Source organism: Burkholderia sp. AU45388 (assembly GCF_030481585.1).
Lineage (GTDB): Bacteria > Pseudomonadota > Gammaproteobacteria > Burkholderiales > Burkholderiaceae > Burkholderia > Burkholderia sola.
In genome coordinates this window covers 113180-127428 of record NZ_JAUJPV010000015.1, presented here as the reverse complement: position 1 = coordinate 127428, position 14249 = coordinate 113180, and the positions used below count along the sequence as shown (strand labels likewise).

Genomic DNA, 14249 nt, shown 5'->3' with positions numbered 1-14249 from the left:
CCTTGAGCAAAGTGGGGGGATGAGCGGCGCATGCCGATCAACTCGCCGTATACGGCTTCGATTCGTTCCAGAGCCGCGTCCACGCGGCGCGCACGGCCGCCGCGACGATCGGGTGATGCCAGATGACGAGGACGTTCTCGGCGTTGTGATAGGCGCCGGCCTGCGTGTAGTTCATGGAGCCGGTCTGCGTGGTGTCGCTGTCGGCGACGATGAACTTGTCGTGCATGAGGGGTACGGTCAGGTCGATCCGAACCGGGATCCCAGCTGCGGCGAGCTCGCCGAGCTTGGAGCCGCGCCCGTCGAGCTGGGACCGGTCGAGAACCACGCGCACCTGGACGCCGGCGCGGGCACGGTCGATCAGATGGGTGACGATTCGACGGTTGGTGAGCTCGTAGGCCGCGACGTCGAGCTCCGACTGTGCGCTGTCGATGACGCGAAGCACGAGTGCCTCGGCCTGGCCGTCGGGCGAGGTGGCGAATTGCACGGACGCGCGGTCGCTCGAGGCAGACGCTTCGGAATGGGTGACGCCTTCGACCGGCCGCTTGAGGGCACCCGCCAGATGCCCAACGGACGTCGACAAGCCGCCTAGATCAGGCAGCGCACTGTCGTGCAGGAAGTAGTAGCCGAGGCCAGCGAGAGCCGCGACAGCGAGAAAGCCTTTCATGCTGGCCTCCCGCCGTGCAGGTGCTGACCGGCGCTGGCATAGGGTGCGGAACAGGCGTTGTCGCCGTGGGCGGAGGCGCAGGCGCAAAGAAGCAGGGCGGGAATCGTGAGCGCCGCAAGTCGCATCCGGCTCACCGCAGAAAATCTGCGAATACGCGGCATGAGCGAATTAATGCCGCACGCCATTGTGTTATAGCGGATTCGCTTGCCACTACGCCAAATGAGGCGTAACGTCAACATTAATTGCGTACGGGGACGCTTATCATGGATTACGTACTTGCCAATTTCATTGCTGCACTGGTTGCCGTGGTTTTCTCGGTCTTTACATCGTTCATCGCGTCGCGAAGCGGTCGGACGATCTACCGGAAGATCATGTGGTGCTACTTGGTCACCCTGTTCGTTGCGTCGGTCGTCTCTACCGTGATGCAGTTTTCCATTGCTATTCTGGCGTTCGGCGCACTGTTCTCTTGCACCATAGCCATCGTGGCTCAGGTTGCCTTTGCAGTTAAGCTCGGCCATCTGGCAACCGGTGATTCGTTCGGCAACCGAGACTGGGATAATTTCGCGACGCCCAGCAGCTCGATAGACGATTACACCAATAGCTGGAAGCAGCCATACCATGGAATGAACGACCCTCTTCGGCGTTGATGAGTTAGTCATGTCTTTCATGTCTTAAGCGGGGCTGCAAGGCCCCTTTTTATTGGTTGTCCGTTTCAGCGTTCGAAGAGTCAGGGCTAGGAGCGACCGGTTGGACTTGCCCGGCGTCCACCGAACCTGGATTACTACGCCCCGTCGACACGAGCGCACTGGGCGACGTCGCCGGTCCCGGCATGGGCGCCTCCACCTGGTGTTGGACCTCGGTGGATGCTCTGCCCACAATCTCGCCATCCCCCTGCTCACCGATCGAAGCCGCTCTGACCGCTCGCTCGCGTTCGACGGAACTCGACAGCGAATTTCCGCGTCTGCTCGTGGTCTCGGATTGACCTGCTGCTACGGGCGTAGCAACCAGGTCATTGGAGGGACCTCGCTGCCCAGAAGCGATGTGCTTTTCGGATGTGGCCGGCGCAGAAGTTGCAACTCCGGATGTCACCAGCTGCGACGTGTCCCCGGCCGACCGCCTGCTGCCGCGGTTGCCGTCTGCGCTCTCACCGCTTCCGAAGGTAACGGGCGTCGCACGTGTGGGTTGCATCGATGGCGAGCTAGGAGAGGCCTGCTGCCCCGACTCAAGATCCACGATCCTGAAATTTGCCTCCGACAAATTGGGCTGAACGGCACCAACCGGCTGCCCATTTCTGTCGCCGCGAGCGACATCAAGTGACGGCCCGCTGCTATCCGGCATGCGTCCTGCAGACCTGTTGCGGTCCATCTGCGATTGCTCGATGCTGGTGTGCGCCGGCCCAGCGCCGGCTCTTTGTGCGGCACCCAGTGTCGGTCCCTTCGCGTTCTCCTGAGGATGCAGGAACTGCTCGACCTCCCTCGGCGACGCGGCCCCACTGCTCGATATCGTCGGTTGAATGCTGAACTCGTTACCCCAGACTGCTGGCGAAGCTGTATCACGGGGTGCACTTGGCTGCTGCGTCGGCACTGCCGGCGGCGCCGATGTCGATGACAGCGGCCGGCCAGGCGCACGCTCTGGAGTCATCAGCGGCTTGTTGTCTGAGGACGGGTCGACGTGATCGCGAACTTCCTTGATCGGCGCCGCGGAATCGGCTGCGACCCGCTGCTTCATCGCGTCTACACCTTGCTGCGCGTCTGTCACAACCTGCGGCATAGGCGTTGCAACGTCGAGCGGCGCAGTATCGGCGACCCCGATTGCGCCAGCAAAGCGCTGATACGCTGCAGGCACTGCCGCGCCAACACTGCCAAGATCCCGCTGGTTCTGGCGCACGATGTCGCGCTGCCCGGACGGCAGTGCAGTCCCATCTCGCGCCGTTGTCGGTAGCGTGCCGTTTCGTGACACGATGTCGCGCATGGATGCGTCCTCAGAGACGAGGCGAGCGAGATCCTCAGCGGACAGCGTCATCAGTTGGCTATACCGCATCCCATTGCGGGCAGCGACCTTCTGCAGGTTTTCCGGCGTCATGAGGTTCGTCGACGTATCGACGCGCGAGACCGTTTGCGTAGAACCCCGCTGCCGAACGTCTGCACTACGGGAAAGGTCTGCCGCTACGCGGGAGCCCGACGAAACCTGATCGGTTAGGGAAGCCGAGTGGTCGGTGCGACTATGCTGCCCAGAGTCCATCCCCGTGGCGTCAGTGTGGGTCTGCGAACCCTCGTGTGCTACTTGATCGTTTTCGCTGAATGCGCCCAAGCTTCCGTATTGATCGACGAATTTCGCAGCGTCGGAATTTCGCCAGAACTTCATGTAGCCGCCTTCGCCGGAAATATCAAAGCCAATCTTTCCACCAGCCCTACCTCGCCCCGTACCACCGCCAGTCGCGTAGTCCATCGCTTTTACTTTCGTACGATATGCGTCGCGAACGGCCTGCACTTCCTGCGGCGACTTGCCGAGTGTTTCCGCTTTCCGTGCCAATCGGTCTTCTTCGCCTTGGTCGAACCCAGGCGAACTCGATGCACCGTTGCCTGCCGACGGACCACTGTTTCCTCGACCACCCTGGCTACCGCCAGCCGCACCTCCAGCCCTCCCGGTAGCTTGATTGGCTCCGGCAGCTGCATCGTCACCAAACGACTTTTCAAACAGCCCACCAAGTACAATCGAACCCTTTCCGCCTACCGACGTTTGCCCCTCCACAGAATGAGACTGATCCACTCCATACTGCTGATCCACCGAATTCCTGCGCTCGCCCGACTGGCTCGTGGATCCGCGGGTGCCTGAGCTGGATTCGTCGCTAAGGCGTTGCGTGGTACCCCGCTCCTGGCTGCTTGACATGCTGGTCGTGCCAGAGGCGAGCTGTTCCCGTCCGGCAAACGCCGAGCTCGTGCGGTTTGAGGAGATGCCCGTCGACGAATCGGTGCCGAGCGAGCGCTCGAACGCCTGTTGCGAGGTAGCGGACACGCCCAGGCTGTTCTGATAGTCGGTGCGCGCGATCAGCCCGTTCGAGAAATTCGTGAAAGCGGACCCGGTGCCGGTGTCCACGTTCATCGACCCCGTGCGCGACTGAACCGTGTTGTCGAACTTGTTTGCGGACGTCACGTTGCGCGACGCGCTATCGATCGACGACGAATCCATATGCACGTTGCCGATTGACTCGTTACCCTGGGCCTGCTGGCCACCGATCTGCTGCGCGGAACCGGTAAATACACTTGAGAGCATCGAAAACGCACCGTTGAGGCCCGCGCTGGCGACGTTCAGGATCCCCCAGGCAAGGACGGGCACGATGATCACCATGTAGCCCAGCAACGCCTGCTCGTCGATCAGCGTCGAACCAAACTTCGCCGCCATCCCGAACGGCACGCCGTTCTGAAGCGACATCGAATGCATCACGTGGCTCAGCCGAATCATCGACAAGCCGTTGATCATCGCGAACAGCACGGGCCAAAGCGACACCCAGCCGATGGTCTTCCCGTACATGGCCAGGATCTTCTTGGCCGCGTCACCGCCACTGACCACGCACATAATCAAAACGAGAGGGCACACGCAATAGATCACTGCCTCGGCTTGGTTCCGCACCGTCGGCAGTGTGTCCTTGGCCAGAATGGCGACGCTGGCCAAGGACCCGTTGGTGGCCACGGCCGCCTGCGCGGAGCTCATCAACGCGTTGACCTCGGCCACGCGCGCCGGGTCGTTCAGCATCGCGGGCAGCTCGGCGCCGGCCTGACGCCAGACGTTGTTGAACATGGCTTGGCGTAAGGCAGACGACGCGTTCTGCGAGGATTGCAGAATGAACCCGTAGGAATCGCCGATGGCGTTGACGAACGCCGCCTTGGCCGCCCCTGGGTCCGAGATCTCCGGGTACATCTCGCTTCCATAGATCTGCTCGGCGGACTGCTCGGCGTCCTGCACCCGGATCAGCAGCAGCGTACCCGTGGCGGTGCACGTGTCGGTCGTCGGGTTCGCCGTCAGCGTGTTGGTCGTGACATATCGCGCCGGGCTGGTCGACGTGAACACCGTATTGAACGGATCGGTACCGTTCATAATGGTCTTCGGATCGATCGCCCCATCCTGGATGTCGTAGACCGTGCATTCCTTGAAGAACTGCATCAAATCCGCATGCAGGCTAGGATCGGTGATCTCGGCCTGGTTCACCTTCTTCAGCACGGATATCCCAAAACCGACGTCCCCCTTCTTCAAGGTGAGAGAATCCGGGACGCTGAACACGGTTTCGTAGGTTTGTGTCAGCACGCGCGAGATGGGCGTAAAGCCCTGTGCGAGCGCCGCCAGGAACACCGGCACATGGTCCACCTCACGGGTCGGCTGAACGTTATTGACGTCGGAGATGAACACGTTCTCCACCGGCGCCAACAGCAGCTGCGTCATCAGCATGGCGCCGGCGAACCAGCGGAAGAGTTCCGTGCCCTTGCGGCCGATCGCGACGACGGTCCAGATCACCACGCCGCACAGCAGGGTGTACCTGATGAGCCCCGTCCAGGTGCCGCTACCCATGAACGACGCGACGCCCTGCATCACGTAGTACAGGGAATCGACATTGCCGTAGGTGTCGATTTCCATGTTCATTGGGTGCCCCCCGACGTCAGGGTCTGGCCGAACGCGAGCGAGCTGCGCAGCGAGGCCGAGACGTTGGCATGCACGGCACGCTCGATCGACTGGAGCTGCTCGACCAGCGCCCACGCGTTCGACGTCTGACTGAAGGCCTGCATCACGACGCTGCGTGCCTCGGCTTCGACCGTGTCGATATTGCCGTTGAGCTTCGTCGCCTGGTCAAGGAGCGAGGTGCTCGACTTCACCGTGCTGTAACGGGCAATCGCGCGGCGCAGATCCTCGGCCGAGCCGTGGATATAGGCCTCGGCATACTTGGCCGCGATCAGGGACTGGTAGGTGCTCAGCAGCTGGTCAGCCAGGGCCGAATTGTTCAACCGCGTACCGATCGCGATCATCTTGTAGACCGGCAGGTCGGTCATGCTGAGAAACCGGAACGTGTCGTCCGGGTTAGGGATCGCCGAACGCGACGCGATCGCGTTGGTGATCACTTGCAGCTTCTGTTGGACGAGCGTGCGGAAGGTGGTGTAGCCGATCTCCTGCACCGAGGGGTTCAGGCACTTCGACGTCTCGTCGCAGACATACACCTGGATCGTGCCGCCCGTGTCGGACGACGGATCGTTGCCGACCAGCTCCTGCACCGACAGGCTGCCGATGCGCGGCAGGAATACCGGGTTGACCTCGCTGCCGCCGGAATCCGACGGGTCGGGAAAAATGACGGTGCCGACGAGCGACATGAGAAATTCCCGGTCGGAGTCGCTCAGGTCGGGCAGTTGCTGCAGCGCCTGCCAGGTCACGTTGCCATAGGGTTGCTTGGCCGCCAGGTTCGCATTCGACGCGGTGGCCGTGTTGATCGTCTGCGCGGCCTGGGCGGCGCTGTTGCCCGTGTTCGTCCAGGCATCCGTCATGTCCGAATACAGGTTCGTGAACGGCCCGAGCGTGTCGGCGAGGTTGGTCTGCTCCTTCTTCCACGCCACCGGCGTCACGGCATTGACGATGCCTTCGGCGGCCTGGCACGAGTCGATGTTCATGCGATTGACGTCGCGCGCGATCGTCTGCAGCGACTGCATGACGTTGTCGCAGGTCGGACAGAGGTTCTGCAGCGCCAGCTTGAATGCGTAGCCCAGCGCATTGGAGCCAATGTTGCGCAGCAGGGCGACGAACTGCTCCTTGTTGATGAAGCTGAAGCCGCCGGCGAATAGGTCGATGCCGCCGCACCCGGCACCCCAATCCGGGGCGGTCACGCTGGCGAGCTGGTAGGTCTTGTGGGGCGTTCGCATGAAGACGCTGCCGCCGCTGTACATGTCCATCGTCTCGCCCTGAAGGGCGCGCGGGCTCGAGACGTTACCCATCGAATTGATCGAGTCGAACACCTGTTGCATCGACATCGCCTGCGCACAAACGGGGGCGGCGATCATGATGGTGGCGGTGACTGCGGCGAACCAGCGGGTCGGTTTCATTAGAAGAGCTCCCCCGGCTTCGAGGCCGTCAGGACGAAGATGCGATCGATGATGTCTTGGAGGGACAGTGTTCCGGAGCCGATCATGGCGTGGTCGCCCGTCTCCTTCGACGCGATGAACAGCGCCGGTACCTGCTGGACGCCCCAGGTCGCGGCCTGCCCCTGGTCCGGAGTGGGGCTCGGGAATCCCGGGATGCCGCGGCCGTCGAGCGAAACGGGCAGGACGTCGATGCCATAGCGCTGGGCGAGCAGTTGGATCGTGGGCGCCATCGCATGGCAGTACGGGCAGTCCGAGCGGAAGAAGAAGATCAGCCCATGCTTCTCGGCGAGCGCGCGCAGCTGTGCGTCCTGGTCCGAGTCTCGGACCTGGTCATAGGTATGCACCGCCACGTTGTTGGTCGGGCGCTTGAGGGAGTAATCGAGGCTCGGGTTCTGCCAACGCTGCCGCTGCCAGATGTCAGCGAAAGTTGCGCTCTTCTGTTGGATGTACATCGAGAGCTTCATATAGGCGCGGAGGTGCTCCGGCGACGGATCCATGGTGGCGACGTCGAGCCGGTGCTTCAACATCTCGCGCATCTCGTCGGCCGACTTGATCTTGTCGAAGTCGTCGGTGTCTTCCAGCTTCGGCGCGCTCGCCGCTGCCGGCGCCGCAGGCTCCTCGTCGTCGCAATACCAGTTGAATTTCGCCTGGCCGTCGCATTGCCAAGCGGACGGATAATCGCCTCCCGCGGCGTCCGCGGTCGACGACATGATCGTCATAGCCACGATCGAGCTCACCATCGCGAGGCCGACATAGTGCAGACGTGTCATTTCTCGTCTCCATGTGCCGGTGCTCGGTGGGAAGACTCGGCATTGCCGGAGTCCCTAGCGCGGTGCCGTTTGAGATAGAAGCCAAGCGGCGTGGGCCGCCATCCGTAGGCGCAAACTATCCATGTAATGAACACGATGCAGAGGTATTCGACGCGCAACCATTTGGCGCTATCGGCGGCAAGCTTCGCGATGGGCACGTTGTCGGTGCGGAAATGGCTGCACGCATGGGGCTCAAAGTCGTGCTCGCCGGACCGAACAAAGTCGTCGTCGCACGTATGAACCGTAATCACGTTCGGATCCGTTCCGGTTCCGGCTGCCATCTCTAACACGACTTGAGTAGTTGCGGTAATGGAGCCAAAGTTGTTGAGGAAAATCGCCGCAAGCGGCACGCTGCACGGGACCAGAACCGCAACAAAGAAGAACCGCCGCACGTATGTCGGCACGCTCAGCAGCAGCGGAAAGATCCACCTCGGACGCAACTGGCGCAGGAAGAAATACGATTCGTCGCTCATACAAAATCTCCGCTCAGTGAATTGAGGAGGTGTCGGCCTGCGGGGCGCCCGATGCACCGCGTTCGGACAAGCCGATCGGCGGCACGCCGTCGCGGCAATAATTCATCTTCAAGTCGAGCCGGCCGCTGGTTTCTCCGGAATCGGTCTGCACGCCGCGGATGTCGAACAGCACATCCAGGCGCTTGCAGCCCGCGCGGGACAGATCGCCGATCGGGCGCGCAGCGACGTAAACCGGGCCGTTGGCGTGCAGCTTCTCGGTAAGCGAATGGGCAACAGGCCCGCGCAGGGCACCAAACGAGGTGCCGTGATCGATCGCGTCGACCAGCACGGCGCTGAAGTCGTCATAGCTGCTGGCGCGGGCTGTGGGTGCGGCCGCCAGCAATGCCACGGCGGCGACGTGGAAGAGAAGCCGTTTCATTGGGATACCCCCTTGCCACTGCTGATCGCCTGCTGCACGCGCTGCAGGATCGCGTCCTGGTCGACCGCCTTGGACTGAATGGAATTAACGAACTCGGTGAAGTCGATCTTCGAGAAATCGATCTGCTGCAGCTGGTCGGCGGTGAACCCGCCGCAACCGGCGAACGGGATGCCGAGCTGGGCCTTGCCCTGCTGATTGACGATCTTCGCGATCAGGGAGTTGAAGCAGCAGTAGCTCTTCTTCTCCTCGACGCACACGCCGAGCACGCGCTTGGAGCAGCCTTGGTTGTATTGGACGCACAGGTTCTGACCGCGCTTGAGGCTCAGGACCTGCTCGTCCTGGCTACAGGCAAGCCACATTTGGATCAGCTGGGCGGCAATTTCGGCAGCGAAAATCGTCGGATTGAACTCGACGAATTGAAAGCCGTTGGACAGCGAAAACGAGAACTGAAACCCATAGACGCCGAATGTCCCAGGCTTGTCGAGCACGCTCGTGGCCCAGGATCCCATCTGGCGCAAGCCGGAATTCACCAGCGTGCTGTCGACCGTCTGGTACAACTGGTCATAGACGTACTTCGACCCGAGGGCGATACCCTGCTTGGCCGCGCTGCCGGCCACCGAAAGCCCAGCGCTGACCGCCGCGCCGGAGATGGCGTTGTTGGTATACGCTCCGCCGCCGCCATTGCTCGTGCAGCAGCTCTTGATCTCGACGCCCCCCAGCACCTTGATCGAGCAGCTGCTGTCGTAGCCCTTGAAGATGTTGACGTTGCCGGCGCCATCCACGCCGTAGGCACCGGCTTCTCGGCCGGTCTCGAGGCCGCTCACGACCTGGCCGAGCGCCCCATCCGGGCTGCTGCTCGAGGAGAAGCAGCCGGCGCCCGGCGCGCACATCGTGTTGGTGCACTGCGTGACCGTGGTGGTGTGCGCCGGCGTATCCAGACACTGGTAGGTGTACTGCATCGTGTCGCAGCTGCCCGGCGACGCGTCGTTGTACGACACGCATTGTTGGTCGACCAGGCCACATCCTTGCTGCTGCAGCGGCGTACAGTCGTTGACAGCCGACGCCGCCTGGCATTCATACGTATCTTGGTAGTTCCAGCAATCCTGATAGACCGAGATGCCGTTGATCACGCGGGTGGCGGCCGGCTCGACGCAGGTGGATCCCGTCAGCTGGCAGGTCGGCACCGCCTTGGCCGCCGGCGCCGCGAGCAGGGCGACGGCCAGGCCGACGCCCTGGAGCGCGCGCGCGAGGTGAGAAAGGGCGCGAGCCATCATTGCGCCGCCCGCCGCTCGAAAGAGGTGCATTGGTCGATCCAGTTCGGCGTGCAGGTCGCCGTGCAGATCTGGTTCAGCGTCAGCTGGACGCGTGCATCGCCGCCGCCATCGAACCCGTAGCCCCCGATTGCCGCCTGGATCTCGACGGTGTTAACGCCCTCGTGCAGGTACTGGCGGATGTCGGTGTTCGGCGAGATGGTCGACGGGTTGCCCTCGTAGTGGGTGCCAAACCGGAAGAACGCCCGATATTCGGTGAGGCCGCCATCGGCTGTGAACGCGGTTTTATCCGAGCAGACGCTTCGAATGCCGTTGCCCGTGGGACCGCTGTTGAATACCGCGCCGGCGAGCGGCGCCGCCAGATTGCCAGCCGAGAGGCTGCCTGGCGTGCCATCCGAATTCGGCGGCAACTGCGCCTGGCCGCACTGCAGCACGCGGCCGCCGTCCGGGGCGTCGGAATAGACCGTCACGCCATTGACGTCGACGCTGCGCAAAGTGTTGCTCGCCGTGATCTGGCTGATGACCGCAGTGCCGATCTGCCCGAGATTCTGGACGGTGAAGCTCATCGAGCTCGAGACGGTGAAGCCGGTATACCCCGTGTTGTCGTGGTAGCCGGTGTCCGCGCCGAAGTTCCACAGTGCGGAGTTGGAGGCGAGACGCGACGCGAAGCCGCCGTTGAAGCTGCCCTCGACGACGCCGCCGGCGGCGCAGCCCTGGTAGGGCTCGGTACAGACCGGATCGTTGATGCGGTTGCAGGTATAGGTCTGCGTGCCCACCGCCTGCTCGCAGGTTTCCTTCTTGTAGGTGGCCGGCACGGTCGACGTCACGTTATGGCAGTCTTGGGTGCCGGTGGTCGTGCCCGGGTTGTTGATCGTCCCGGTGCTGCCGGTGACGATCGGGTCGCTGGCCCTGATAGGCAGACGGTTCGGCGGCTTCTTGGCCAGGTAATTCACTGCGTCGCATTCCTGCTGCCAGTAGGCGCTGGGATTGGCCGGCTGCGTCGAGCAGTCGGCTTCCTTGCCCGTCCCGGCGGGGCCGAGCGCGCCCTGGCCGCCGCCATACAGCGGCGTCAACTGGTCGTCCTGGTTCGTGTAATTCGGCACGTTCGCGCCACCGCCGAAAATGCTGCCGTGGGCCGCGTTCATGCCGGTGGTCCCGAACGACTGGCCTTCGCCGAAAGCCGATGCGGTGGTCGGGCCGTCGGCCAGCGCGCGGACGCCCACCGCCGCAAGGGCAGTAGCGATCGCAAGCGGGGCGAATCGGCGCAGTGTCGACGTCGTGGGCATCACTCGACGTCCCCCAGGGCGCGCAGGTAGCGTCCCGCGATACCGGCGTAGGACGGGCTGTGATCGACGATCTGGCGCAGGGCGTAGGCAGGCGTCACGTCACCCGAGATCGAGACATACGAAGACGGCAGGGCGCACCCGCTGCTGTCGACCTGGTTGCTGGCGTCGCCGCCTTGGGTGACCACGAAGGCCGGCACGCGGGCGACGCGGTACTGGGTGAACGCCTTGGGATTCACGACGATGCCGCCGGAGGCGATGCCGAGCCGCTGCATTTCAGCGGCAGTGGCCTTCAGGGAGTCGTCCTTGAAGCCGCGCATCACCACGGTGCCGCCGGCCTGGTTCATTGTCTTGACCAGACGAACCAGCGAGGCGGCCGGCATGGAGAAGCTGGCGAACGCCACGAACGAGTCGGTCACGCGGCGCTGCGTCCGGCTCTCATAGCGCTTGGCGACAGCGAGCGGATCCGCACTCGCCGCGCTCGGCGCCGGCGTGGGCAGGTTCGGGAAGGCATTGCCGTCGTGCGCCGCTTTCGCGGCCGCCTGGCCCATCTGACGGTCGCGATCGCCCTGGATGCGCCGCATCTCCGCATCGATCGCACCGGAGGCCGGGAACGCACCTCGGAAGCGATCAGCGCCGCTCGCGGCCGCATCGAAAGTCGCCTGGCGCGACGCGTTGATCTGCTGCTGCTCGCGCGCGAGCGCATCGCTCGACAGCGTCTGCCCGCTGGCGGGGAGGGCGATAACCCCGATCAGGCCCGCGGCGGCGATGGAAAGGGAAAGCCGGTTCATTGGGGCAGATCTCCGAGATTGGCGCCCATGCAGCAGTTGCGCTTGCGGAAGATCTCGTAGGCGAAGTCCTCGCCTGTGTAGGGGATCATTTTCCCGGCACCCCACAGGGCGGAACTGCGCCCGTAAGGCTGGCAGCACTGGCCGTTGATCTTGTCGGTCTGGGCGACCGGATAGAGCATCGTGTACTTGTATTGGGTCTTGTCCATCACCGGCTGCAGGTAATAGCCGCACATGGCATCGTCGCCCGTCGTGCCCCACATCAGCCCTTCACGATGCAGCTTCGCGGTCATGCGCTCGACCAGCAGCGAGGACGCCTGGATGGCCGAGACGTGGGCCTGGACGTGCCCGTTGAACGGATAGATCGAGCCGTTGCAGCCGGCGCACCAGAACAACAGGTTGCTGCCGAAGCCAAGGCTCGATAGGACGCAGTCGCCGGCACACGCTGCTTGCGCGATGGGGCTGCCGAACAGGTAGGTTTCGGGCTCGAGGAGGGCGGTCAGGTCGTCGTCGCTCCAGGTCGGGTCGACCTCGGTCATGTAGGCGACGTCGAAGCTGCCGGTCTCCATGCAGGGATCGTCGAGCAAGATCTCGGTGTAGTACATGACGGGGTCGGTGTACCAGTGAACCTGGTAGAAGCTCTGCTTGGTGTCGTCCTTCTGTTCGCGCACCTCACCCTCCGGCGCACGAATGCCGGGATTCAGCGAGATCCCGCCGAGCGACACGAAGCAGTAGGGCGAGCGCGTGACGTCGACGCGCCGGATCGGCTCCCAGAAGCTGAACTTGACGCCGAACGTACCGTTGCAGAAGCAGAGGAACCCACCCGGGTTGGTGGTGTCGTCCTGGCCCTGGCTGAGGAACGTCACGCTGCCGATGGCCATCGGAAACGCGCATTCCCAACAGATGTCGGTGATCGGGTTCGCGAAACGGCCGACGCACTGGCCGGCGTCCGCAGACGTCGGCAGGCCCGCTGCGCTCAGCACCAACGCCAGCGTGACATACCAACGCCGAAGTAGAGACGCCGGCCTCATGATCGATGGCCGCCTTGGAACGCCTGCACCAACCTGACGAGAGAGATGAACGGCATAGCGAGGCACGCAATCACCACGCCCATCACAATTGCAAGCACGCCCGTATTCACAAGCACGTTAGCCGCACCGTCGAGGCCGACAGACCTGAGAAAGTAGTACAGCGCAACGAAGGGCGCCACGATAAGTACGACTCCCAGAACGAGGCAAGCCACCATTCCGGCCGCTACCAGTGCGTAGTCCTTCAGCGTCATCGGCTCCGGTGTCGGCGCCATGTCATTAACGCCCTCGGAGGAGACGCCAAGTTGCACCTTGATTCCCTCGGTAATGCGGCGAACCAACTCATCTGCTTGTTCCCTGGTCAGCCTTTCAGCGACGACTTGAGCCGGGGAATCAACCAACACGACCCGGAAGCTGTTCTCGGCATTCGCATCGGGTCCGTGGTCCATCGGCTGTGCAGCAAAACGCTTGGCGGCGGCGTCGCCTTCAACACGCCAACTGAACGTCGCCACCACACCACCGCCGGACACGACCACCTGGTCCCCCACGACATCGACCGTGAGCTGCAGCGGGCTAGCCCCAATCGAGTTCTCCGTAATATCCACGCTCATGACGTCGTTCATTGCTGATCCTCTCCATTAATGGACTGCGGTACGCCTTTTCGCTGGCGCATAAGATGCGGCTGTGGCCGACGCAAAACCGGCTCGTTCAGGACCCCTGGCGGCGTTGCGACCGCAAGGGGTACCGGCTTGTCAGTTGCGTCCGCGGGAAGCAGGTGGGCGGCGATCCGATCACCGAATGAGAAGAGCTGTTCCGCCAGCCTCCAGCCCGTTGGCAGCATCACGAAGGCAAAAACACCACCAGCGATGAAGGCGCTGACCACCGCCAAGGTGCGCAGACGCCGTTGGACGCCCGGCGGGAGTTCCAGCAGACCGCGGGCGCGGTTAGTCTGGCTGGGACTGGCCTGCATACCGATAGTCGGAGCGCGGGCGGCCGTTTCACCACCTGGCATCGATTCGCCGGTGCTCGCCGATGCGAGCTGACGGGCACGCGCGAGCGTCTCGGACGCGATCACGTGCGGATCAATGACCAGACCGATACCTTGCTCCTCGAGCGCAAGCAGCACGTCGGTAAGCAGCGCTCGGCACGTTCGGTCGCCACAATCCGTGAAGAGTCGGGCTCGCAGCTGCCGGGACAGCGACTCGCGCATGCTCGTCATGAGGGTGTGCGGCAGGGTGTCGTGCCGTCCACAGCGAATGAAGACATAACCATGCTCACGTGCCACGTCCTGGACCGTTTTTAGGACGTCAGCAAAAGCGAACGTCGTCACGGCCGAGCCGACCGACCGCACGATATGCATCGCGGTGACGTCGATGTGGTCGAATTCCGTCATGCTTGC

Annotated in this window: 13 protein-coding genes; 1 reads left to right on the top strand and 12 read right to left on the bottom strand. The window is 63.2% G+C overall.

Going from position 1 to position 14249, the window contains the following annotated elements; genetic code table 11:
• Window positions 1-37: 37 nt before the first annotated feature.
• On the bottom strand, window positions 38-664 hold the full coding sequence (locus QZM72_RS22920) for a phospholipase D family protein (protein ID WP_186038413.1): 627 nt from the start codon (window positions 662-664) through the stop codon (window positions 38-40).
• A 263-nt stretch (window positions 665-927) separates the two neighbouring features.
• On the opposite strand from QZM72_RS22920, the gene QZM72_RS22915 reads away from it, so the two are divergent.
• On the top strand, window positions 928-1311 hold the full coding sequence (locus QZM72_RS22915) for a hypothetical protein (RefSeq protein WP_301739306.1): 384 nt from the start codon (window positions 928-930) through the stop codon (window positions 1309-1311).
• Window positions 1312-1360: 49 nt separating this feature from the next.
• On the opposite strand, the gene QZM72_RS22910 is transcribed toward QZM72_RS22915, so the two are convergent.
• Genes QZM72_RS22910 through QZM72_RS22860 form a run of 11 tightly spaced genes read right to left on the bottom strand, consistent with a single transcriptional unit; the run spans window position 1361 to window position 14243 of the window.
• A complete protein-coding gene (locus tag QZM72_RS22910; RefSeq protein ID WP_301739305.1) occupies window positions 1361-5293 on the bottom strand; it encodes a conjugal transfer protein TraG N-terminal domain-containing protein in 3933 nt (1310 codons plus the stop codon).
• A 2-nt stretch (window positions 5294-5295) separates the two neighbouring features.
• The gene (locus QZM72_RS22905) at window positions 5296-6741 is read right to left on the bottom strand and encodes a conjugal transfer protein TraH (RefSeq protein ID WP_301739304.1); all 1446 of its coding nucleotides are present in this window, start codon (window positions 6739-6741) and stop codon (window positions 5296-5298) included.
• Window positions 6741-7550, bottom strand: a complete 810-nt coding sequence (locus tag QZM72_RS22900) for a conjugal transfer protein TraF (protein ID WP_301739303.1) — start codon at window positions 7548-7550, stop codon at window positions 6741-6743. Before QZM72_RS22900 ends, QZM72_RS22905 begins: the two co-directional genes overlap by 1 nt.
• On the bottom strand, window positions 7547-8062 hold the full coding sequence (locus QZM72_RS22895; protein WP_301739302.1) for a hypothetical protein: 516 nt from the start codon (window positions 8060-8062) through the stop codon (window positions 7547-7549). Before QZM72_RS22895 ends, QZM72_RS22900 begins: the two co-directional genes overlap by 4 nt.
• Window positions 8063-8075: 13 nt before the next feature.
• Window positions 8076-8480, bottom strand: coding sequence for a hypothetical protein (locus QZM72_RS22890; RefSeq protein WP_301739301.1), 405 nt, complete (start codon window positions 8478-8480; stop codon window positions 8076-8078).
• On the bottom strand, window positions 8477-9784 hold the full coding sequence (locus QZM72_RS22885; protein WP_301739300.1) for a conjugal transfer protein TraN: 1308 nt from the start codon (window positions 9782-9784) through the stop codon (window positions 8477-8479). Before QZM72_RS22885 ends, QZM72_RS22890 begins: the two co-directional genes overlap by 4 nt.
• A complete protein-coding gene (locus tag QZM72_RS22880) occupies window positions 9751-11037 on the bottom strand; it encodes a hypothetical protein (protein ID WP_301739299.1) in 1287 nt (428 codons plus the stop codon). Before QZM72_RS22880 ends, QZM72_RS22885 begins: the two co-directional genes overlap by 34 nt.
• On the bottom strand, window positions 11037-11825 hold the full coding sequence (gene trbC / locus QZM72_RS22875) for a type-F conjugative transfer system pilin assembly protein TrbC (RefSeq protein WP_301739298.1): 789 nt from the start codon (window positions 11823-11825) through the stop codon (window positions 11037-11039). Before trbC ends, QZM72_RS22880 begins: the two co-directional genes overlap by 1 nt.
• The gene (gene traU / locus QZM72_RS22870) at window positions 11822-12853 is read right to left on the bottom strand and encodes a conjugal transfer pilus assembly protein TraU (RefSeq protein WP_186091514.1); all 1032 of its coding nucleotides are present in this window, start codon (window positions 12851-12853) and stop codon (window positions 11822-11824) included. Before traU ends, trbC begins: the two co-directional genes overlap by 4 nt.
• Window positions 12850-13473: a hypothetical protein gene (locus QZM72_RS22865; protein WP_186091513.1), complete on the bottom strand. Its 624-nt coding sequence runs from the start codon at window positions 13471-13473 to the stop codon at window positions 12850-12852. The genes traU and QZM72_RS22865 overlap by 4 nt, the downstream gene beginning before the upstream one ends.
• Window positions 13470-14243 (bottom strand): hypothetical protein, encoded by a 774-nt coding sequence (locus QZM72_RS22860; protein ID WP_186091512.1) that lies wholly within the window; start codon window positions 14241-14243, stop codon window positions 13470-13472. Before QZM72_RS22860 ends, QZM72_RS22865 begins: the two co-directional genes overlap by 4 nt.
• Window positions 14244-14249 lie beyond the last annotated feature (6 nt).

Coding starts and splice junctions, on each gene's coding strand:
- QZM72_RS22865 (WP_186091513.1), bottom strand. CDS start 13,473: ATGAACGACGTCATGAGCGTGGATATTACGGAGAACTCGATTGGGGCT.
- QZM72_RS22880 (WP_301739299.1), bottom strand. CDS start 11,037: ATGCCCACGACGTCGACACTGCGCCGATTCGCCCCGCTTGCGATCGCT.
- QZM72_RS22885 (WP_301739300.1), bottom strand. CDS start 9,784: ATGCACCTCTTTCGAGCGGCGGGCGGCGCAATGATGGCTCGCGCCCTT.
- traU (WP_186091514.1), bottom strand. CDS start 12,853: ATGAGGCCGGCGTCTCTACTTCGGCGTTGGTATGTCACGCTGGCGTTG.
- QZM72_RS22860 (WP_186091512.1), bottom strand. CDS start 14,243: ATGACGGAATTCGACCACATCGACGTCACCGCGATGCATATCGTGCGG.
- QZM72_RS22890 (WP_301739301.1), bottom strand. CDS start 8,480: ATGAAACGGCTTCTCTTCCACGTCGCCGCCGTGGCATTGCTGGCGGCC.
- QZM72_RS22905 (WP_301739304.1), bottom strand. CDS start 6,741: ATGAAACCGACCCGCTGGTTCGCCGCAGTCACCGCCACCATCATGATC.
- QZM72_RS22915 (WP_301739306.1), top strand. CDS start 928: ATGGATTACGTACTTGCCAATTTCATTGCTGCACTGGTTGCCGTGGTT.
- QZM72_RS22900 (WP_301739303.1), bottom strand. CDS start 7,550: ATGACACGTCTGCACTATGTCGGCCTCGCGATGGTGAGCTCGATCGTG.
- QZM72_RS22895 (WP_301739302.1), bottom strand. CDS start 8,062: ATGAGCGACGAATCGTATTTCTTCCTGCGCCAGTTGCGTCCGAGGTGG.
- trbC (WP_301739298.1), bottom strand. CDS start 11,825: ATGAACCGGCTTTCCCTTTCCATCGCCGCCGCGGGCCTGATCGGGGTT.
- QZM72_RS22910 (WP_301739305.1), bottom strand. CDS start 5,293: ATGGAAATCGACACCTACGGCAATGTCGATTCCCTGTACTACGTGATG.
- QZM72_RS22920 (WP_186038413.1), bottom strand. CDS start 664: ATGAAAGGCTTTCTCGCTGTCGCGGCTCTCGCTGGCCTCGGCTACTAC.